Annotated in this window: 12 protein-coding genes and 1 pseudogene; 9 read left to right on the top strand and 4 right to left on the bottom strand. The window is 65.0% G+C overall.

Going from position 1 to position 21,169, the window contains the following annotated elements; genetic code table 11:
* The first annotated feature begins 56 nt into the window (after positions 1 to 56).
* Together betC and AWB80_RS13470 are read left to right on the top strand one after the other, a co-directional pair.
* On the top strand, positions 57 to 1,592 hold the full coding sequence (gene betC / locus AWB80_RS13465) for a choline-sulfatase (RefSeq protein ID WP_061175161.1): 1,536 nt from the start codon (positions 57 to 59) through the stop codon (positions 1,590 to 1,592).
* Positions 1,593 to 1,635: 43 nt separating this feature from the next.
* The gene (locus AWB80_RS13470; RefSeq protein WP_061175162.1) at positions 1,636 to 2,583 is read left to right on the top strand and encodes a choline ABC transporter substrate-binding protein; all 948 of its coding nucleotides are present in this window, start codon (positions 1,636 to 1,638) and stop codon (positions 2,581 to 2,583) included.
* Positions 2,584 to 2,587: 4 nt separating this feature from the next.
* Here the strand turns inward: AWB80_RS13470 and AWB80_RS13475 are convergent, their stop codons facing one another.
* Positions 2,588 to 3,610: a glycosyltransferase family 2 protein gene (locus tag AWB80_RS13475; RefSeq protein ID WP_244206491.1), complete on the bottom strand. Its 1,023-nt coding sequence runs from the start codon at positions 3,608 to 3,610 to the stop codon at positions 2,588 to 2,590.
* 334 nt (positions 3,611 to 3,944) lie between these two features.
* Here AWB80_RS13475 and AWB80_RS13480 point away from each other — a divergent pair, with 334 nt between their 5' ends.
* Positions 3,945 to 5,093, top strand: a complete 1,149-nt coding sequence (locus tag AWB80_RS13480; protein WP_061175163.1) for a porin — start codon at positions 3,945 to 3,947, stop codon at positions 5,091 to 5,093.
* Here the strand turns inward: AWB80_RS13480 and AWB80_RS13485 are convergent.
* Together AWB80_RS13485 and AWB80_RS13490 are read right to left on the bottom strand one after the other, a co-directional pair.
* Positions 5,090 to 6,066: pseudogene (locus AWB80_RS13485) on the bottom strand (GlxA family transcriptional regulator). The gene AWB80_RS13480 and the pseudogene AWB80_RS13485 sit on opposite strands and share 4 nt — an antisense overlap.
* A gap of 119 nt (positions 6,067 to 6,185) precedes the next feature.
* The gene (locus AWB80_RS13490) at positions 6,186 to 9,254 is read right to left on the bottom strand and encodes an acetoacetate--CoA ligase (protein ID WP_061175164.1); all 3,069 of its coding nucleotides are present in this window, start codon (positions 9,252 to 9,254) and stop codon (positions 6,186 to 6,188) included.
* A 493-nt stretch (positions 9,255 to 9,747) separates the two neighbouring features.
* On the opposite strand from AWB80_RS13490, the gene AWB80_RS13495 reads away from it, so the two are divergent.
* From AWB80_RS13495 to AWB80_RS13510, 4 genes are all read left to right on the top strand, one after another.
* Positions 9,748 to 10,695, top strand: a complete 948-nt coding sequence (locus AWB80_RS13495; protein WP_061175165.1) for a choline ABC transporter substrate-binding protein — start codon at positions 9,748 to 9,750, stop codon at positions 10,693 to 10,695.
* A 179-nt stretch (positions 10,696 to 10,874) separates the two neighbouring features.
* Positions 10,875 to 11,804, top strand: coding sequence for a 3-dehydrocarnitine:acetyl-CoA trimethylamine transferase CdhC (cdhC, locus tag AWB80_RS13500; RefSeq protein ID WP_061175166.1), 930 nt, complete (start codon positions 10,875 to 10,877; stop codon positions 11,802 to 11,804).
* Between the two features lie 29 nt (positions 11,805 to 11,833).
* The gene (locus tag AWB80_RS13505; RefSeq protein WP_061175167.1) at positions 11,834 to 12,781 is read left to right on the top strand and encodes an L-carnitine dehydrogenase; all 948 of its coding nucleotides are present in this window, start codon (positions 11,834 to 11,836) and stop codon (positions 12,779 to 12,781) included.
* Between the two features lie 10 nt (positions 12,782 to 12,791).
* Positions 12,792 to 13,274, top strand: a complete 483-nt coding sequence (locus AWB80_RS13510) for a thioesterase family protein (protein WP_061175168.1) — start codon at positions 12,792 to 12,794, stop codon at positions 13,272 to 13,274.
* Here the strand turns inward: AWB80_RS13510 and AWB80_RS13515 are convergent.
* Complete coding sequence (locus AWB80_RS13515; protein WP_061175169.1) at positions 13,214 to 15,403, bottom strand: heavy metal translocating P-type ATPase; 2,190 nt, start codon at positions 15,401 to 15,403, stop codon at positions 13,214 to 13,216. The genes AWB80_RS13510 and AWB80_RS13515 overlap by 61 nt on opposite strands.
* 403 nt (positions 15,404 to 15,806) lie before the next feature.
* Here AWB80_RS13515 and AWB80_RS13520 point away from each other — a divergent pair, with 403 nt between their 5' ends.
* Positions 15,807 to 17,267: a DUF1254 domain-containing protein gene (locus AWB80_RS13520; protein ID WP_061175170.1), complete on the top strand. Its 1,461-nt coding sequence runs from the start codon at positions 15,807 to 15,809 to the stop codon at positions 17,265 to 17,267.
* A 184-nt stretch (positions 17,268 to 17,451) separates the two neighbouring features.
* Positions 17,452 to 21,153: a DUF748 domain-containing protein gene (locus AWB80_RS13525; protein ID WP_061175171.1), complete on the top strand. Its 3,702-nt coding sequence runs from the start codon at positions 17,452 to 17,454 to the stop codon at positions 21,151 to 21,153.
* Positions 21,154 to 21,169 lie beyond the last annotated feature (16 nt).

Raw genomic sequence — 21,169 nt, forward strand, 5'->3', positions numbered from 1 at the left:
AACGGCAATAGTGAGACTGAACGCTCAAACAAAGATTCTATTCGAGGCACGCATTCATGCTTGAGACGAAACCCAATATCCTTGTGCTGATGGCCGATCAACTCACGCCCTTCGCACTCTCCGCATACGGCAACCGTGTGACGAAGACGCCGCGCATCGATGCGCTCGCGCGAGAAGGCGTCGTGTTCGAATCCGCGTATTGCGCGAGCCCGCTGTGCGCGCCGTCGCGCTTTTCGCTACTTGCTGGCAAGCTGCCTTCGAATATCGGCGCATACGACAATGCCGCCGAGTTTCCGTCCGAGACGCTCACGTTCGCGCATTATCTGCGCGCCGAAGGCTATCGCACGATTCTCTCGGGCAAGATGCATTTCTGCGGCGCGGATCAGTTGCACGGCTTCGAGGAGCGGCTCACGACCGATATCTATCCCGCCGATTTCGGCTGGACGCCCGACTGGCAGAATCCCGAAGCGCGCCCGACGTGGTATCACAACATGAGTTCCGTGATCGACGCGGGCCCGTGCGTGCGCACCAATCAGCTCGACTTCGACGACGAAGTGACTTTCACGACGCGTCAGAAGCTCTTCGATATCGCGCGCGAGCGCAACGCGGGCAGAGACGCGCGCCCCTTCATGATGGTCGCGTCCCTCACGCATCCACACGACCCGTACGCGATTCCACGCAAGTACTGGGACATGTATCGCGATGAAGATATCGACATGCCTTCGTATCGCGATTCGCTCGAAGCATGCGATCCGCATTCGAAGCGTTTGCGTCACGTGTACGAAGCGGACCGCACGCCGCCGACCGAGCGGCAGATCCGCAACGCGCGGCGCGCGTACTACGGCGCGGTGTCCTACGTCGACGACCAGTTCGCCGCGATTCTCGAGGCGCTCGAACAGGCGGGCCTCGCCGACGACACGATCATCGTCGTCACGTCCGATCACGGCGAGATGCTCGGCGAGCGCGGCCTCTGGTACAAGATGACGTTTTTCGAAGGCGGCTGCCGCGTGCCGCTGATCGTGCATGCGCCGAGGCAGTTTCGCGCGCATCGCGTGGCGGACTCGGTCTCGCATCTCGACGTGCTGCCGACGCTCGTCGAATTCGCGCGCGGAGAAACGCCGCAATCATGGCCCGATAGCGTCGACGGTCGAAGCCTCGTGCCGCATCTGCGCGAGACCGGCGGCCATGACGAAGCGATCGGCGAATATCTCGCGGAAGGCGCGATCGCGCCGATCGTGATGATCCGGCGCGCTCGCTTCAAGTTCATTCACACGCGCGTCGATCCCGATCAACTCTATGACGTCGAAGCCGATCCGTTAGAGCGCACCAATCTCGCGAGCGACGAACGTCATGCATCGCGCGTGGCCGAATTCCGCGCCGAGATCGCGCGCCGCTGGAATCTCGACGCGCTGCATCAGGACGTGCTGAAGAGCCAGCAGCGCCGTCATTTCCACTTCGCGGCGACGACGCGCGGCACGATTCAGTCATGGGACTGGCAGCCGCATGTCGATGCGAGCCAGCGCTACATGCGCAATCACATCGATCTGGACGATCTCGAAGCGATGGCTCGTTTTCCTGCCGTCGAGCACTGAGACGCGATCTGCACCATCACCCCACATTCGACAGGAACGCACCATGAAAAAGGGCTTCATCCATGCGCTGTTCGCCGCCGCGCTCGGCATCGTGGCGTCTCACGCGTCGCCCGCCGAGCCGCAGTCCTGCGCGCAGGTGCGCATGGCGGGGCCCGGCTGGACCGACATCGACGCGACCAACGCGATGAGCGGCATCGTGCTCAAGGCGCTCGGCTACCGGCAGAACGTCGCGAACCTGTCGGTGCCGATCACGTATCAGGGCATGAAGAAAGGGCAGATCGACGTCTTTCTCGGCAACTGGATGCCTGCACAGGCGCCGCTCGTGAAGCCGTTCGTGGAGGAGAAATCGATCGACGTGGTGCGCCCGAACCTCTCCAACGCGAAGTTCACGCTTGCCGTGCCGGACTATGTGGCGGCCGCCGGCGTGCATTCGTTCGCGGACCTCGCGAAGAACGCCGACAAGTTCGATCACCGCATCTATGGCATCGAGCCGGGCGCGCCCGCGAATCAGAACATCAAGCGCATGGTCGACGACAAGTCATTCGGCCTCGGCGACTGGAAAGTGGTCGAATCGAGTGAAACCGCGATGCTCACGCAAGTGGATCGCGCGGTGCGCGAGAAGAAGTGGATCGTGTTTCTCGCGTGGGAGCCGCATGTGATGAACACGAAGTTCAAGCTCGCCTACCTCGATGGCGGCGACCGGTACTTCGGCGCGAACTACGGCGGCGCGACGGTCAACACGGTGGCGCGCAGCGGCTACGAGCAGCAATGCCCCAACGTCGCGCGCCTGTTCAGGCAGATGGCCTTCAACGTCGATCTGGAAAACGGCGTGATCACTGAGGTGCTGGAGAAGAAGACCCACGTCGATGCAGCCGCGACGGATGCGCTCAAGCGTCATCCGGAACTGCTGAAGTCGTGGCTCGACGGCGTGAACACGGCGAGCGGCGGTAACGGCCTGGAAGCGGTTCAGACCGCGCTCGGCGTGAAGTGAAAGGTTAGAGGCCGAGGCGCTCGATGACGGCGCGGGTGGCCGGCGATACGAAGTGGCGGATAGCCTCGACGTGAGACTTGTTGAGGAGTCCGTGATCGCGATAGACGCCGGCCGCTTTGGCCAGACGTTCGAGCACGATGTCATGCACGATGGATACGTCCTGGCCGAAATCCCGTGCCTGAGCGGAGACGAGCCTGTCGATCGCGCGAATCATGTCGAGCAGACCTTCGGTATGAGGCGCGTAGAGATGGAGGAACGTGGCGACGATGAGATCGATGTCGCGCGGCTCGAGGCCGGGATACCAGAGGCTCAGAAGGCGACGGCGGGCGGCCTGGAGACAGTCGCGTGCCATCTCATGCTGGCTGTTGGTCAGGCTCGCGCGATGGGACCGGTGTTCGGTGAGCACCTCGTCGACGTTCGCGAGCTGGCCGCCCGCCGCCATGATCGCGGCGAGATAGTCGAGATCTTCGGCGCTGGCCGAGCGATCGTCGAAGCGAATATGGTGTTCCCGAATGAACGAACGCCGCACCATCAGCGTGCCGCCGCTGATCGTGTTCAGGCCGTCGAGAAGGTGAGCCTTGATGTCCGCGTCGCCCAGCGCGCAGTGCGCAATGCCTTCGGGGACATCGCCGAACACGCGGGCGTGCGATCCGGCGGCCATCAGGCGATCACAGTTCCTGAATGCGGCCACCTGCGCGGCAAGTCTCGCAGGGAGCGCGCGGTCATCGGCGTCGAGGCGAGCGATGAATTCACCCTGAGCTGCATCGAAGCCAGCGTTGGACGCGACGCTGACGCCCTCGTTGCGGTCGAAGTGGATGAGGCGAATGCGTTGGTCGTCGCCGGCGGCGTGGCGGGCGGCGGACATGGTCTGATCGGTCGAGCCATCGTCCACGACGATGAGCTGCCAGTCTTCGAGCGATTGTTGTCGAACCGAAGCGATCGCTTCGCCGATGAAGCATTCCGCATTGAAGGCGGGAATCACGACAGTGACGAGGGGCGGTGATTTCAGAGCGTTTTCAGACGTCATGGGGCGGTGGGCGAAGCGAACGGAAGGGATGCGGTTTTTTTACAGATTCCGAAGTATGCGGAGCCGTATCCGTCGGGCATATCGGGCATATCTGAATTCGCGGTCGTTCTATTGACGCGCAACACTTCATTGCACGAGTCGCAACTGGACAGATTTGCGTCGCAACAGGTCGAGCCGCGACATATATGGAACCTTATTTTTATAGCGTCGACACGACACGTCGTTTCATCGCCTAGCAGATCGTCAGCTTGCTTCATGCCTTTACGCCATGCGCGCGGGCAGGGCAGCGCTTTTTCCAACGCAACATCCATCAAGACGAGCAAAGGACCAGCACATGAGAAAAGGACATGCCGCGAAGATCGCCGGCCTCGCGTTCACGGCGGGCGCGGCGAGCGTGCCGACAGCGGCGCATGCGCAAAGCAGCGTGACGCTCTACGGCATCCTCGATGCGGGCATCACCTGGGTGAGCAACACCGGCGGCTCGCACGTGGTGAAGTTCGACGACGGCATTTCCTACGGCAACCGCATCGGCTTTCGTGGCGTCGAGGATCTCGGCGGCGGCCTGCAGGCGATCTTCGTGCTGGAGTCGGGCTTTCATCTCGGCAACGGCCAGTACGCGTTCGGCGGCGCCGAGTTCGGCCGGCAGGCGTATGTGGGCCTGAAGAACCAGTGGGGCACCGTGTCGCTCGGCAATCAGCTCGACATGACCGAGGAGTTCGTCTATCTCTACAACATCTCGGCCTGGGCGAGCGGCTATGCGATTCATCAGGGCGACTTCGACCGCATGAACGGCGACCGTCTGCCTAACTCGATCAAGTTCCTGTCGAACGACTTCGGCGGCTTCACGTTCGGCGGCATGTATTCGTTCGGCAATCAGGCCGGCGACTTCCATCGCAACAGCGCATGGAGCGTGGGCGCGCACTACACGGCGAGCACCTTCAATGTCGGCGCGGCCTATACGCAACTGAACAACCCCAACGGCATCTACGCGTTCGATCCCTACGCGATGATCGGCGCGCGCACCTTCCTCGGCCAGCCGACCGTATCCGTCGATCCCGCGACTGGCGCGGTCACGGATCTCTATAGCGCGAACGCGTTTCCCGTCGACAAGCAGGGCGCGTTTGCAGTGGGCGCGGCGTGGACCATCGGCAAGCTGATGTTGTCCGGCAACTTCACCTACACGACGATCAAGGGCCTTGGGCAAACCTCGCACATGCAGGTGTACGAAGGCGGCGCGTCGTATAGCTTCATGCCCGATCTGAGCCTGTACGGCGGCTATCAGCACACGCGCTTCGAAGGCAATCACTGGAATCAGGGGTCGCTCGGTTTGCACTATCTGCTTTCTAAGCGCACGGATGTGTATGTGTCGGGCGACTATCTGCGCGCGTCGGGGCCGATCGATGCGGTGATCGGGTATAGCTTCACGCCTTCATCGTCGAATACTCAGTCCGATGTTCGCATCGGCATGCGTCATTCGTTCTAGGCCGCCGCAAGCCCTGCGGGAGCGGCACCACGCAATGCGCTGCGATCCTGCCGCGGACTCGTGTTGAAGCGCACACGATACGTGCGCGAAAAATGCGACGGCGATTCGAACCCGCATGCGACGCATACCGCGAGAATCGACATATCCGTCTGCTGCAACAGCTCGCGCGCCCGCGTGAGCCGAAGCCCGAGATAGAAATGCGTCGGCGTGTCCTTCAGCGACGCGCAGAACAGCCGCTCCAGTTGCCGCCGCGTCACGCCGATCGATTCGGCGAGCGCGTCCGGCGACAGCGGCTCTTCCATGTTCTGCTCCATCAGCTCGATCACCTGGATCAGCTTGCGATTGTGGATGCCGTACCGCGCCGCGATCTGCAGGCGCTGATGATCCGAGCGCTCCTGATGCGCCCCAGCACGAACTGCTCCGACACCTGCGCCGCGAGATTCGCGCCATGCTCGCGCGCGATCAGGTCGAGCATCAGATCGATCGACGCCGTGCCGCCCGCGCACGTGATGCGACGCGTGTCGATCTCGAAGAGTTCCTGACTCGTCTCGATGGCCGGATAGCGCTCCGCGAACGCCGCGGCCGCTTCCCAATGCAGCGTCGCGCGCTTGCCCGCGAGCAGGCCGGCTTCCGCGAGGATGAAACTGCCCGTGTCGATGCCGCCGAGCGTCGCGCCCGCGCGATCGAGACGCTTCAGCCAGTCGCCGATCGCGCGCGTGTAGTCGGAGAGCGGCTCGAAGCCCGACACGACAAACACGGTGCGCGCATCGCTCACCTGATCGAACGCGCTTTCGGCGTTGAGCGTGATGCCGTTGCTCGCGGCGACCGGCCCGCCGTCGACGGACAGGATATGCCAGCGATACAGCTCGCCCGCGAAGCGATTGGCGACTCGCAGAGGTTCGATCGCGGACATGAAGCCGATCGACGAGAATTCGGGCAGCAACAGAAAGTGGAAATCGTGGGGAGCGGACATCGGATCGATCGAAAAAGACAGGTCGATTGGCAAGCCGTCCACGCTAGCAAGTGCAATAAACGCGCGCAATCCGGCGCGCCCCGTAGGGCGAGCCGGACCGGATGCGGAAGAACGTGCGTTCAGGCGCTCGACAGTTCGTTCGTGAGCGTCTGCGCGACGGCGGCGAGATGCGGTTCGACGACCAGATCGGTGTGCTTGCCATCGACCTGCATGATGCGCAGGCCGTGCTTCGCGACGCGCTGCCAGACCGGCAGTGGATCGCTGCGCGAGTTGTCGAGCAGGCTCGCGCGCACATAGACGATCGGGCCGCCGTCATAGCGGCGCGGCCGGTAGGTCGTCATCGCCACGCGCATCGATTCGCGCACGCGCTGAAGCACGGGCGGCATGCCGACTGCATCGGGTGCGGGCGTGTGCGCCTGCTTGCCCATGCGCATGCGCACGCGGTCGGTGATCACGGCTGCCTTGCCGCGCATGTAACCGAAGCGCTCGCCGGCTTCGAGCGAACGCAGTTCGCGCAGACGTTCGACGATCACGGCCGCCTGATAGCGCGTCCACTGCGAGAGAGGCAGGCAGCGTGTGTGAACGTAGGTATCGAGCAGGCAGAGCATCTCGATCTTCTCGCCCGCCGCGACGAGCTGCTGCGCGATCTCGAACGCGATCAGACCGCCGAACGAGTAACCGACGAGCGCATACGGCCCGCTCGGCTGCACTTCGCGCATGCGCAGCACGTAGCCGCGCGCCATCTCTTCGACGCTGTGCTGCGGCGCTTCATCGCCGTCGAGGCCCAGCGCCTGCAGGCCATAGACGGGCCGCTCGTTTTGCAGCATGCCCGCAAGCGTCAGGCACTCCATCACCGAGCCGGTGATGCTGTGCACCATGAAGAGCGGCCGGCCGCTGCCCGCGCGCATCTGCACGAGTGTGGAGTTGCCGGCGCGCGTGTCCGGATCGGCGGCGAGAACGGCGGCGAGCCGCGCGATGGTGGGCGCGAGGATCATCGTCGAGAGCGGCAGGGTGCGGCCGGTCGCGCGCTGCACGTCGGTGAGCATGCGCGCGGCGAGCAGCGAATGGCCGCCCAGCTCGAAGAAATTGTCGTCGCGGCCGATCGGCGAGAAGCTGAAATGCTGCTCCCACAGCGCGCACAGATACGCTTCGATCGCCTCGACCGATTCGCCCGGCGCGGGCAGCTCGCGTTTCACGCGCGTGAGCGACGGATGCTCGCGGATCTGATCGAGACACTCGGGATTCGCGAGCGACGACACATTGCGCGCGGGCAGGCCGTTGACCGCATCGCGCGCGGCGGCTTCCGATGGCTTGTTGTTGTGCGTGACCGGCAGACCGTCGACCTGCACGATCACGTCCGGCACGAGCGCGGCCGAGCCCTGGCGCGTGAGATCGCGGCGCACATGCGCGGCAAGCGCCGCATTCAGTTGCGCGCCGGGCCGCAGCACGAGCAGCAGCACGATGCGCTGGCCCGCGTCGCCCGCGTTCGCGCCGGTCTGCGGCACGACCATCGCGTGACGAATCTCGGCAATGCCGCTCAGAATGCGGTAAATCTCGCCCGGGCTCACGTTGATGCCGCGCACGTTGAGCACGCCGTCGCTGCGGCCGTGCAGCCGCGCGGAACCCTGCGGCGAGAACTCGATGACATCGCCGTGCGTCCACACGCCTTCGTTCGCGGCGAAGTAGGCCTTGTGAAAGCGCGAGCCGTCGTCGTCGCTGAAGAAGCCGAGCGGGCGCGACGGGAACGGATTCGTGCAGACCAGCTCGCCGGGCATGATCGTGCTCGCGCCCTGATCGAACGCCTGCACGTCGAGGCCGAGGCTCCTGCATTGCGCTTCGCCCGCATAGACGGGCAGGTTCGGGTTGCCGAGCACGAAGCAGCCGATGATGTCCGTGCCGCCCGAGATCGATTGCAACTGCAACGGCTTCACATGGTCGTAGACCCACTGGAACTGCGAGTCGTAAAGCACGGCGCCGGTGGACATCATCGCCCGCAATGCGGACAGATCGAGCTGCGTACCCGGTTCGATACCCGCGTCCTCGCTCATCTTCAGATAGGCGGGGCTCGTGCCGAACACGCTCACGCGCTCCTTCGCGATGAGACGCCAGAGCGTGTCGACGGCCGCGACCGGGCCGTCATATGTGACGATCTCGACGCCCGATGCGAGCACCGACATCTGCCAGTTCCACATCATCCACGAGCAGCTCGTGTGGAAGAACAGCTTGTCGCCGGGGCCAAAGTCGCTGTGCAGGCGATGTTCCTTCACGTGTTCGAGCAGCGTGCCGCCCGCGCCGTGCACGATGCATTTCGGCTTGCCCGTCGTGCCCGACGAAAACATGATGAAGAGCGGATGATTGAACGGGAAGCGCTTCCATGAGAAGCGCATCGCGTCGCCGCGCACGATCAGCGAGTGCAACTCGTGCTGGCGCTGCGTCACCGAACTGGGCAGGTCGGTTTCGTCGAGGCACACGATGTCGGTCAGCGTCGGCAACTGCGCGGCGACTGCGGCGACGTGCCCCGAGATCGACCCGCCCGTGTCGAACGGACGCTGCATCGTGTGCGCGAACATCATCTTCGGGTCGAGCGGCGCGAAGCGGTCGAGGATCGCCTGCACGCCGTTTTCCGGCGCGGCGGTGGACAGCGTGGCGCCGAGCGCGGTCACGGCGAGCGCGACGGTGATCGCGTCGCCGTCGTTGCGCATGATCGCGACCACCCGGTCGCCCTCTTTCAGGCCCAGCTCGGAAAGCGTCTGTGCGAGCCGCACGACGCGCTCGCGCAGTTCACCGCGCGTATAGGCGATGCGCCGGCCGTCGGCATAGCACGAGGTGAGCGCGGGGGCGTCATCGGGAGCGATGCGTTTGCCGAGCAGATTCTCGGCGTAATTCAATTCGACGTTCGGAAAAAATCTGGCCGTTTCGCATTGATTGCCGATACAAACGGGCTCATCCGAACCCGACCATTCGAGACCGCGCGCCGATTCGAGAAAGCATTTCCAGAATTGCCGATATTCACGCGCCGCGTAGGCGTGCAATTGGGAATAATCGGCGAAATGTTCGCCGGTTGCTTTCTCGAAGGCCTGTGCGAAGGCCGTCATGCGCGATGCTGAAATCTGTTCGGTGGACGGCTGAAATAGCGGTTCGCGCGCATACAGCCGCGCATTCTCTCGGATGGCGTCTTGACGGTCCATGTCCCAGGCACCTTTGATTTGGACGACGTGTTTTAAATAGCTATGTGCTCGACGACGATTCGCAGGAAATCTCTCCATTCCCTTTGCCGCAGGCGTCGGAGACCAGCCTAACCCCTCATGTCGAATGTACCCCGCCGGAAATCCTTCCAATGTGCGCATAACCACAGAGGTTGTGGCGTTCCGGCCAAGTTTGACCTTGCAAGTGGGCGCTAAAGCATGTTTCGGATACCGAAAGGCGGCAATTACTACGCTTTCGGGCGGGTTTGTTCATCTCAATTCGCGTTAACGCTATGGCGAAAATCCTTTGAATGCGAGCCGAAACGAGGTAAGCGGCGCGCGAACGTGCGTGCGTGAATGCTTTCGGCGTGCAGGTCGCAAGCAGTCAAGTCACGGTCGCACGCGGGCGTTCGGGCGCCTTTATGCGGCGGTACTTTGTACCCCATGCCGGCACACGAACCGGCGCATCGATTCAACCCTCACCGAAAGGCTCGCCATGAGACAACGCCTGATCTGCACGCTGCTTGCCGTTACCTGTTCCGCATTCGCCGTGGCGCCGGGCGCGCAGGCGGAAGACGCGAGTTGCCGCACGGTGCGCTTCGTCGATATCGGCTGGACCGACATCACCTCGACGACCGCGCTCGCGTCGGTCGTGTTCGAGGGGCTCGGCTATGCGCCGCGCACTACGGTCGCGTCCGTGCCGATTTCGCTTGCTGGCCTGAAGAGCAAGCAGATCGATGTATCGCTTGGTTACTGGTGGCCGGTGCAGCAGAAGGCGGTCGAGCCGTTCCTCGAAGCGAAGAGCATCCAGAAGCTGGAACCGCCGAACCTTTCGGGCGCGAAAGCGACGCTCGCCGTGCCGAGCTATGCGTACGATGCGGGCATCAAGACGTTTGCGGACATCGCGAAGCATCGCGACGAGCTGGGCGGCACGATCTACGGCATCGAGCCGGGCAGCAGTGCGAACGCCAAGATTCAGAAGATGATCGATTCGAATCAGTTCGGGCTGGGTGGGTTCAAGCTCGTGCAGTCGAGCGAGGCGGGGATGCTGGTCACGGTCGAGCGCGCGATCCGCGAGAAGAAGCCGGTTGTGTTTCTCGGTTGGGAGCCGCATCCGATGAACATTCAGATGAAGATCAACTATCTCTCCGGTGGGGATGAGGTGTTCGGGCCGAACTATGGCGAAGCGCGGGTTTATACGCTGACGAATACGGATTTTCTGGCGCGGTGTCCCAATGCGGGGAAGTTTGTTTCCAACCTGCGATTCACGACTGATCTGGAGAACCGCTTGATGCAGCCGGTGATGAACAAGGAACGGCCTCAGGAAGCGGCGAAGGCTTATCTCAAGCAGAACCCGCAGGTGCTGGATGCCTGGCTTGCAGGCGTGAAGACGGTTGATGGGAAGGAGGGTTTGACGGCGGTCAGGCAGTATCTTGGGCTTTGAGTTTTGCTTGCGCTTGGGGTTGGGGTTGTTGTCGCCGGATCCCGTGAGCGTGTTGGTTTATTTGCGTTGCCCCGCACAGGGGCAACGCAAATAGACCGACACGAAACCAGGATTTCGCGAAAAAGCCGAAGCAACCCAGAAACAAAGGAACCCTAACAGAAACCAAGGGAAAAAAGACGATGAACTACGAAGTGATAGTAACGTGCGCAGTAACCGGCGCCGGCGACACGACCGGCAGACACCCCGCCATCCCCACGACCCCAAAACAGATAGCGCAAGCAGCAATAGAAGCGGCCCGCGCGGGCGCGACCGTCGCCCACTGCCACGTACGCGATCCCAAAACGGGCAGAGGCAGCCGCGATCCCGCGTTGTACCGAGAAGTAGTGGACCGCATCCGCTCCTCCGACACCGACGTGATCATCAACCTGACCGCCGGTATGGGCGGCGACCTCGAAATCGGCCCGGGCGAAGACCCGATGCGCTTCGGCAAGGGTACTGATCTCGTCGGCGGTCTGACGCGTCTCGCGCACGTCGAAGAACTGCTGCCCGAAATCTGCACGCTCGACTGCGGCACGCTGAACTTCGGCGACGGCGACTACATCTACGTCTCGACGCCTGCGCAACTGCGCGCCGGCGCAAAGCGCATCCAGGAACTCGGCGTGAAGCCCGAACTGGAAATCTTCGATACGGGTCACCTTTGGTTCGCCAGTCAACTGCTGAAAGAAGGCCTGCTCGATGACCCGCCGCTCTTCCAGCTGTGCATGGGCATCCCCTGGGGCGCGCCGCCCGACACCGGCACGATGAAGGCGATGGTCGACAATCTGCCGCCCGGCGCGCACTGGGCGGGCTTCGGCATCGGCCGCATGCAGATGCCGATGGTCGCGCAGGCGATGCTGCTCGGCGGCCACGTGCGCGTCGGTCTCGAAGACAACCTGTGGCTCGATCGCGGCGTGCACGCGACCAACGGCTCGCTCGTGCAACGCGCCGTCGAGATCATCGAAAGGCTGGGCGCACGCGCGCTCACGCCCGCCGAAGGACGCAGAAAACTCGGGCTGCCGCCGCGCGGCGAACGTCCGCTGGAAAAACGCATCGCCGAACAATTCGCCTGAATCCAGAAGACCCGAAAGGACAGATCGATATGCAAGTCAAGCAATTCGCCGCGCTCGGCGCGGGTGTGATCGGCAGCGGCTGGGTGGCGCGCGCCCTCGGAGCAGGGCTCGACGTCACCGCGTGGGACCCCGCGCCCGGCGCCGAAGCGCAGTTGCGCGCGAACGTCGCGAATGCGTGGCCGGCGCTCGAACGCGCCGGGCTGGCGAAAGGCGCGTCGCCGCAGCGGCTGCGCGTCGTATCGACGGTCGAGGAATGCGTGGCCGATGCCGACTTCATCCAGGAAAGCGCGCCCGAACGCGAGGAACTGAAGCTCGCGTTGCACGAACGCGTGAGCCGCGCGGCGAAGCCCGATGCGATCATCGCGTCGTCGACGTCCGGGTTGCTGCCGAGCGAGTTCTACGCGCGTGCGGTGAATCCTGAGCGCTGCGTCGTCGGCCATCCGTTCAATCCGGTATATCTGCTGCCGCTCGTCGAAGTGCTCGGCGGCCAAGCGACTTCGGGTGAGACGATCGATGCGGCGATGAGCTTCTACGCGTCCATCGGCATGCGGCCCTTGCGCGTGCGAAAGGAAGTGCCGGGCTTCATCGCGGACCGCCTGCTCGAAGCGCTGTGGCGCGAGGCGCTGCATCTCGTGAACGACGGCGTCGCGACGACCGGCGAAATCGACGACGCGATCCGCTACGGCGCGGGCATCCGCTGGTCGTTCATGGGCACGTTCCTGACCTACACGCTGGCCGGCGGCGAGGCGGGCATGCGACACTTCATGCAGCAGTTCGGCCCCGCGCTCGAATTGCCGTGGACGAAGCTGGTCGCGCCGACACTGACCGACGAACTCATCGACCGCGTGGTCGACGGCACGTCGCGGCAGACCAACGGGCGCGGCATCAAGGAACTGGAGCGATATCGCGACGACTGCATCGCGAGCGTGATCGAGGCGATCGCGCAGGCGAAAGCGCGTCACGGCATCGAAGATTAAAGGAACCACGATGATCTATCGCGACACGGTCAAGCCCGAATGGGTCGACTACAACGGCCATCTGCGCGATGCGTTCTACATGCTGATCTACAGCCTCGCGACCGATGCCTTCATGGACCACATCGGTCTCGACGACGCGGGCCGCCGCGCGCGGCAGCGCACGCTCTACACGCTCGAAGCGCACATCAGCTATCTGCGCGAAATCAAGGAAGGCGCGGCGGTGCGCGTGCAAACGCGGGTCGTCGCGCATGACAGGAAGCGCGTCCATCTCTATATGGAGATGTTCGAGGGCGAGACGGCCGAGCCGGTGTCCGCGTGCGAGCAGATGATGATGCACATCGATTCGAGCGGCGCGCCGAAGTCCGCATCGTTCGACGAGGACATCGCCGCGCGCATCGCCGCCGAGCCGGCCATCGCGCTGAAGGACGCGCGTTACGCGGGCCGCGTGATCGGTTTGCCGGCGCGCGCTTCGTCGGCAAGCGCGCCGGCCTGAGCGCGCCACGTTCTCAGCAACAGCGCGTTGGTCACCACGCTCACGCTGGAGAACGCCATCGCCGCGCCTGCGAACATCGGATCGAGCATGCCGAACGCCGCGAGCGGAATGCCGATCAGGTTGTAGACGAACGCCCAGAAGAGGTTCTGCTGAATCTTGCGGTAGGTGCGCCGCGAGATATCGATCGCGTCCGCGACGAGCGCCGGATCGCCGCGCATCAGCGTGAGGCCGGCCGCTTCGATCGCCACGTCGGTGCCGCTCGCCATCGCGATGCCGATGTCGGCGGCGGCGAGCGCGGGCGCGTCGTTGATGCCGTCGCCGGCCATCGCGACGATGCCCTTGCCCGACGCCTTCAGTTCAGCGACGACGCGCGCCTTGTCGGCGGGCAGCGTCTGTGCAAAGACTAGCTCCGATGAAATGCCCAGCGCGCGCGCGACGGCCTGCGCGCTGCCGTGGTTGTCGCCGGTGACGAGCGCGCTTTTCACGCCCATGCTCGCCAGGCGATCGATGGCGGCGCGTGCGGTCGGCTTGATCGTGTCGCCGAACCCGAGCAGCGCGAGCACGGCGCCATCGAGATCGATGAGCCAGGAGATCGTATTGCCCTGCGCCTCCAGTTCGCGGGCGCGCGCCGCAAGCGATGCGGGCACGTCCGCATTCAATTCCGCGATCCAGCGCGCGCTGCCGATCGCGACGCGCCGCGCCCCGACATTCGCCTCCACGCCACGTCCCGCGACCGCGCGCGCCGCGCTCGCAGCGAAACGCGGCGCATCGTGCGCAGCCGCGACGACGGCCTTCGCCAGCGGATGTTCGCTCATGCGCTGCACGGCGGCGGCGAGCCCGAGTGCTTCGGCACGATCCTGCCCGGGCGCGGCATCGAATGCGATCAGGCTGGGTTTGCCGACGGTCAGTGTGCCGGTCTTGTCGAACGCGACGATCCGAATCGCGTGCGCCTGTTCGAGCGCCTGCGCGTCCTTGATGAGAATGCCCTGGCGCGCCGCGACGCCGGTGCCGGCCATGATCGCGGTCGGCGTCGCGAGGCCGAGTGCGCACGGGCACGCGATCACGAGCACCGCGACGGCGTTGAGCAGCGCCGTTTCCGCGTTCGCGCCGTGCCACAGCCAGCCGGCCAGCGTGACGAGCGCGATCGCGAGAATCGCCGGCACGAACACCGCCGACACGCGATCGACCAGCCGCTGGATCGGCGCTTTCTCCGCCTGCGCCGATTCGACCAGCCGGATGATGCGCGCGAGCGTCGTTTCCGCGCCGATCGCCGTGGTTTCGATCGCGATCACGCCTTCGCCGTTGATCGAGCCGCCGGTCGCGCGCGCGCCGGGTTCCTTCGCAACGGGCAGGCTTTCGCCCGTGATCAGCGATTCGTCGATATGCGTGCGGCCCTCGCGCACGATGCCGTCGACCGGCACGCGCTCGCCCGGCCGCACGATCGCGATATCGCCGATCCGCACATCGGCGAGCGCGACTTCGCGTTCGCGCGCCGGATCGTCACGATCGCGCACGCGCGCCTTGTCCGGGCGCAGCGCATTGAGCGCGCGGATCGCGTCGGTGGTCTGGCGCTTGGCGCGCGCTTCCAGCCACTTGCCGAAGCGCACCAGCGTGATGACGACCGCCGACGCCTCGAAGAACAGATGTTCCGTCATGCCGCCGTGCGCCGCCATCTGCCAGACGGACAGGCCCCACGCCGCCGACGTGCCGAGCGCGACGAGCAGATCCATGTTGCCCGCGAACGCCCGCACCGCGCGATAACCGCCGACATAGAAACGCGCGCCGAAGCCGAACTGCACGACGCTCGCGAGCGCGAGTTGCAGCCACGGGTTCAGGGCGAGGCCGAACATCGGCGCGAGCAGCGGCACGGTGAGCACGGCGGACGCGAACACCGCCGCGAGCTCGCGATCGAATGCGGGCGGCGCGGCGGCGGCGGGCGGCGCTTCAGGCAGAACTGGCGCGGCGTCGTAGCCGGCTTTCGCGACGGCGGCGACGAGCTGATCGTCGGTGACGGCGCCGCTCGCGTGGACGGTCGCCTTTTCGGTGGCGAGATTGACCGCGACGCTCTCGACGCCCGGCACGCGCCTGAGCACCTTCTCGACGCGCGCGACGCACGACGCGCAGGTCATGCCAGTCACGGCGAGCTCCGCGGTTCTTGGTTGATCGGTTGTTGACATGATGAAACGCTCCAGTCTGGCCGGGATCGCGAAGATCCCTCACGAGACCAGTATCGACCTTCCAGTGATTGGAAGGTCAAGGGCGGAATGAACTGCGCCGTGCAATTCTGAAATGCTGCGTGCCGACGGACGGGACATACGGCAAGTCACGAAGTGCTTTTGACCGGCAACTCGTGCATGCTTCGAAACGCCGGAGCGCTTTTGTTCACTTTGGCGTGGCTATTTCTTGCCTATCGTCCGCGGATAAGTTAAAACCCGAATTTCGAGATAATGCTCGTGGCGCGCCGCGTGGGGCCTGGATGCGGCGATAATGCGCGCGCGAACCCATCGAAAGAAAAACCGGATTCCCATTCGAATGAAGAACAACCGACGCTGGACGTTTGCGCTCAAACCTGTCATCTGGATGAGCGTGAGCCTCGCCGGAATCGCGGTCCTCGCCGGCTGCGCGAGCAAGCCGCCTGAGGTGAAACCGACCAGCACCGGCTGGGTGAAGAACCAGGTCGCCGATGCCTATACGTTCGGCTTTCCGCTCGTCGCCACCGACATCGCGCGCGAGCGGGCGAGCGGCAGCGCTGGCCAGGGCCAGGCGCCGCTCAACACCTTCCGCCACGCGAGCGCGCTGCCGCCCTCCGGCGCGGGCGGCGCGCCGAGCGTCGACACGCTCGAATCGGCCGCGTGGCTCGATGTCTCCGCCGATCCCGTGATCGTGTCGCTGCCCGCCGCGCCGCGCGGCCGCTATCTCGACGCCCGCGCGTTCGACGCGTGGACCAACGCGCTCTATTCCAGCGCCGACACCACACCGTATCCGAAGATGCAGCTGATCGCGTTCGTGCCCGCGGGCTGGACCGGCACGCTGCCCGCCAACGCGACGCGGGTGGAAACGCGCACCCGCTACGTGTGGCTCTCGGTGCGCGTGCGCGTGAACGGCCCGCGCGACGTGCGCGAGGCGCGCAAGCTGCAGACCGCGATGCGCATCGACACGCTTACGCCCGCGAAGGGTTCCGCAGCCGACCCGACGCCGGCCGTCGCCAGCGCATGGCCCGCGAGCGGCGCGAAGCAGCCTCCGGTGCCGCCGCTGCCCGCCGCACTGGCGACGATCGCGCCGGGCGCGCAGGCCGAGGCGCTCGACGCGAACGCGTTCTTCGCGCGCCTCGCCCGTTCGCTCGACGACAATCCCGCCGCCACCGACGACAGCCACGCGATGAGCCAGCTCGCCGATCTCGGCGTCAAGCCCGGCGAGCCGGTGCAGTTCAAGCGGTCCGATGCGCCGCTGCTCGATGCCGGCCTCGCCGACGCGCGCGAGCGGCTCGCGACCGTGCCGCCGAACGCGATCACGAAGAACGGCTGGATCTGGTTCGGCGACGGCGTCGGCATCTACGGCACGGACTACACGTTGCGCGCGTATCTCGCGCGCCGGCAGACCGCGACGGGCACGAAGGAAGGCGAAGTGAAGCCCGTGACGCGCGTGGACAGCGACGGCCATGCGTTGAACGGCGCGAACCAGTACACGCTGCACTTCACGCCGGGCCAGTTGCCGCCGGTGCGCGGCTTCTGGACGATCACGGCCTACACCAAGGACGGCGCGCTCGCCGATGCGAAGCTGCCGCGTTTGTCGATTTCCGATCGCGACCAGTTCAGGAAGAATCGCGATGGTTCCGTCGACGTGATCGTGTCGGCGAAAGCGCCGGGACGCGCGCGCGACGCGAACTGGCTGCCCGCGCCCGAAGGCGAATTCCAGCTCGCGATGCGTCTTTATGCGCCGAGGCCGCAGGCGAGCGACGGCTCGTGGGCGCCGCCGCCTGTCACGCGGCAGTGAACCGGCTGCGCGAAAGCAATTGAACAAACCCGAGAAGGCCGCGATTTTTTCGCGGCCTTCATGCTTTTGAAGCGCACTTCGGCCAACGTTTGCGTGCCGCCTCGTCGTATACTCGAACTTCATCTTTCCCGGGACGGCGAAGCTCGGGCGGCGCTCATACGGGCGGCTCGTCGCCGCGCATCGAATGTCAAGCATCACCAGGTCTTCTCTTGCCTCCGCCGGTCAAACCCTGCGCGGCGTCGTGCACGCGCGGCGCACGCGGCGCATCTTCATCGGCTTGCTGATCGCGGTACTCGTGATCGGCGCGCTCGGGTTCTTCGTCGCGCCGCCGGTCATCCGCCATGTCGCCGAGCAGCAACTCGCGAAGCAGCTCGATCGGCCGGTCAGCATCAGGCGCATCTCGCTCAATCCCTACACGCTCGATTTCGAAGCCGATGGCGTGCGTATCGGCGAAGCGAGCGCGAATCTCGCGAAGGCGCCGGGCGCGTCGGCCGATTTCGTCGATGTGTCGCGGCTCGTCGTGCGCACTTCGTGGGCGTCGGTCTTCCGGCTCGCGCCGGTCGTCAACGAACTGAAAATCGATTCGCCGCGCATCAGTGTCGTGCGTTTCGACGGCGAGCAATTCAATTTCTCCGATCTGATCGCGAAGTTCGCCAAGCCCGCGTCGCCGCCGTCGGACAAGCCCGCGCGTTTCTCGGTGTCGAACATCCGCATCGAGAACGGCCAGATCACCTTCGATGACAGGCTCCTGAAGGCGAAGCACCTGATCGACCGCTTCGCGCTCGGCATTCCGTTCATCGCAACGCTGCCGTCCGCCACCGATATCTTCGTGACGCCGCTGTTGCAGGCGCGCATCGACGGTTCGCCGCTCGTCGTGAAGGGCCGCACGAAGCCGTTTTCGGAGTCGCGCGAATCGGAGATCGCGCTGTCGCTCGACGGCCTCGACATGCCGCAGATGGCGTCGTACGCGCCGGCTTCCGTGCCCGTCGCGGTCAGGAGCGGCAAGCTCTCGACCGACTTGAACGTGCGCTTCGCGATTTCGGGTGAGACGCCGACGATCCGCATCGACGGCACCGCCGATCTCGCCGATCTCGCCGTCACCGACAAGGCGAACGCGCCGCTCGTCGCGGCCCGCGCGCTGCACGTGAAGATCGAGAACGCGGAGCCGCTGCGCGATATCTATCACCTCGACGAAGTGACGCTGTCGAATCCGGACGTGCATTTCGCGCGCGATTCGGCCGGGCAACTGAACGTGCAGAAGCTGGCCGGCCCCGCGCCCAAGCCGGAAGAGAAGAAGCCCGCCGCGGACGAGGCGAAAAAGGAAGCGCCGCCGCTCGACCTGACGATCCGCCATCTCGCGATCAACGACGGCACGATCGCCCTCGACGACCAGTTGCTGAAGTCGCGCGTGCAGGGCGCGCTGACGGGCCTTGCCGTGACGCTCGACGGTTTCTCGACGCTCGCGAAGACGCCCGCGAAGTACACGCTCAAGACCGCGTTCGACCACGGCGGCGCGCTCGATGCATCGGGCAACGTGTCGCTCGCAGGAAAGACGGCGGACGCGAAACTGGCGCTGAAGGCTTTCGCGCTGCCGCCGCTGCAACCCTATTTCGCGAACCTGCTGGCCGCGCGGGTGACGAGCGGTACGCTCGGCGCAAACCTGCCGGTGTCCGTCGACTGGAGCAAGCCGGATGGCGCCGTGCAGGTCGGCGCGGGCGACGTCAAGCTCGATGCGCTCGCGCTCACGCCCAATGCGGGCGGCGCGCCGGTCAGGCTTGCGTCGGCGGTGGCGAAGATCGGCAAGGTCGATGTCTCCGCGCGCAACGCGGCGCTCGACAGCGTGCAACTGAGCGGCCTCGCGCTCGACGCGACGCGCCGCAAGGACGGCAGCATCGATCTCGCCGCGCTCGCGGGGCCGCACGAGGCCGCGCCCGAGCAGACGGCGACGCGCAAGATCCAGAAGGCGCAGGCAGCGGGACCGGCGTGGCGCTATCAGATCGGGGAGATAACGCTTGCCGATGCATCGGCGAATGTCGTCGACGAAACCACCGCGCGGCCCGTCAAGCTGCGCGTCGCGCCGGTCGCGGTGAACGTGAAGCAGTTCAGCGACGATCTGACCAAGCCGCTCGCCGTCGATGGCAAGCTCACGCTGAATGGAAAGGGCGCGCTCGCGATCGGCGGCAATGTCACGGTGAGTCCGCTCAAGCTCGCGCTGCACGTGAAGGGCGATCAGGTCGATGCAGCCGCGTTCGAACCGTATTTCGGCGACAAGCTCAACATCGACGTGACGAGCGCGTATCTGAACGCGAACGGCGATGTCGCGATGTCGGGCAGCGGCAAGACGCTCGCGGCGTCATACAAGGGCGATGTCTCGCTCTCGGACGTGCGCATGCTCGACAAGGCGACATCCGACCGCTTCGCCGGCTGGAAGCTGCTCGGCCTGACCAACGCGAAAGTGAATTACAGCGAACGCGGCACCGATATCGATGCGGCGCGCGTGACCTTCGCGAACTTCTACGGCCGCGTGCTGCTCGATGCGCAGGGAAGGCTGAACCTGAAGAGCGTGGTGGCGAGCGAGGGCGGGCCGCAATCGGTGACGCGCGACAGAGCCAAGGAAGAAGGCGCGTCCGCGCCGGCGGCGGCGAGCGCGAGCGTGACGGTGCCGGTGAAGACCGCGGCGAAGTCCGGGCCGCCGGTCAACATGCGCTTCGGACAACTGGTGCTGCAGGACGGCCGCGTGACCTACACCGACAACTTCATCAAGCCGAACTACACGGCGAATCTGGTCGCGATCAACGGCACGATCGGCGCGTTCGGCACGCACTCGACTACGCCCGCGCCCGTCGATGTCTCGGCGAAACTCGCGGCCAACGGGCCGGTGTCGATCAAGGGGCAGGTCAATCCGCTGATCGAGAAGCCCGCGCTCGATCTGACGGCGAGCGCGCACGGCGTCGAGCTGACGAATCTCACGCCGTATTCGACGAAGTACGCGGGCTATCCGATCACGAAGGGCAAGCTCAATGTCGACCTGCACTACATGCTCGCCGACAACAAGCTCACCGCGAACAATCATTTGTTCATCGATCAGTTGACGTTCGGCGACCACATCGACAATCCGACGGCGACCAAGCTGCCGGTGCGGCTCGCGGTCTCGTTGCTGAAGAACTCGCGCGGCGAGATCGACGTGAACATTCCGATTTCCGGGTCGCTGGACAATCCGGAGTTTTCGATCGGCGGGCTCGTGTGGCAGGCGATCGTCAATCTCGTGCAGAAGGCGGTGACAGCGCCGTTCACGCTGCTTGCGCACGCGTTCGGCGGCGGCGGCGGCGAGGATCTGAACTACATCGAGTTCGATGCGGGCTCGGCCACGTTGAACGACGCCGCGCAGAAGAAGCTCGATACGATCGCGAAGGCGCTGGTGGACAAGCCGTCGGTGCGGGTGGACGTGACGGGCCGCGTCGATCCGAAGACGGACGAACCGGCGTTGCGCGCCGCGTGGGTCGACAGCCAGGTCAAGCGCGCGAAGGTTCGCGACATGGCGAGCAACGGCGAGAACGTGGACTGGAACGCGATCAAGATATCCGACGCGGACTACGACAAGTATCTGACGAAGGTGTACAAGTCGGCGGAATTCAAGAAGCCGACCAACTTCATCGGCATGACGAAGAGCGTGCCCGACGACGACATGAAGGCGGCGCTGACGAAGAACGCGCCGGTGGATGACGGCTCGTTGCGCGATCTGGCCCAGCGTCGCGCGCAGGCGGTGCAGGAGTACTTCGACGGCAAGATCGACAGCAAGCGGATTTTTATCGTCGCGCCGAAGATGTCTGCGGACGACATCAAGGACAAGGGAGCAGGGTCGCGCGTGGAACTCGGGTTGAAGTAGCGCGCGTTGGCCAAAC

The sequence above is a fragment of the Caballeronia pedi genome (assembly GCF_001544915.2).
Lineage (GTDB): Bacteria > Pseudomonadota > Gammaproteobacteria > Burkholderiales > Burkholderiaceae > Caballeronia > Caballeronia pedi.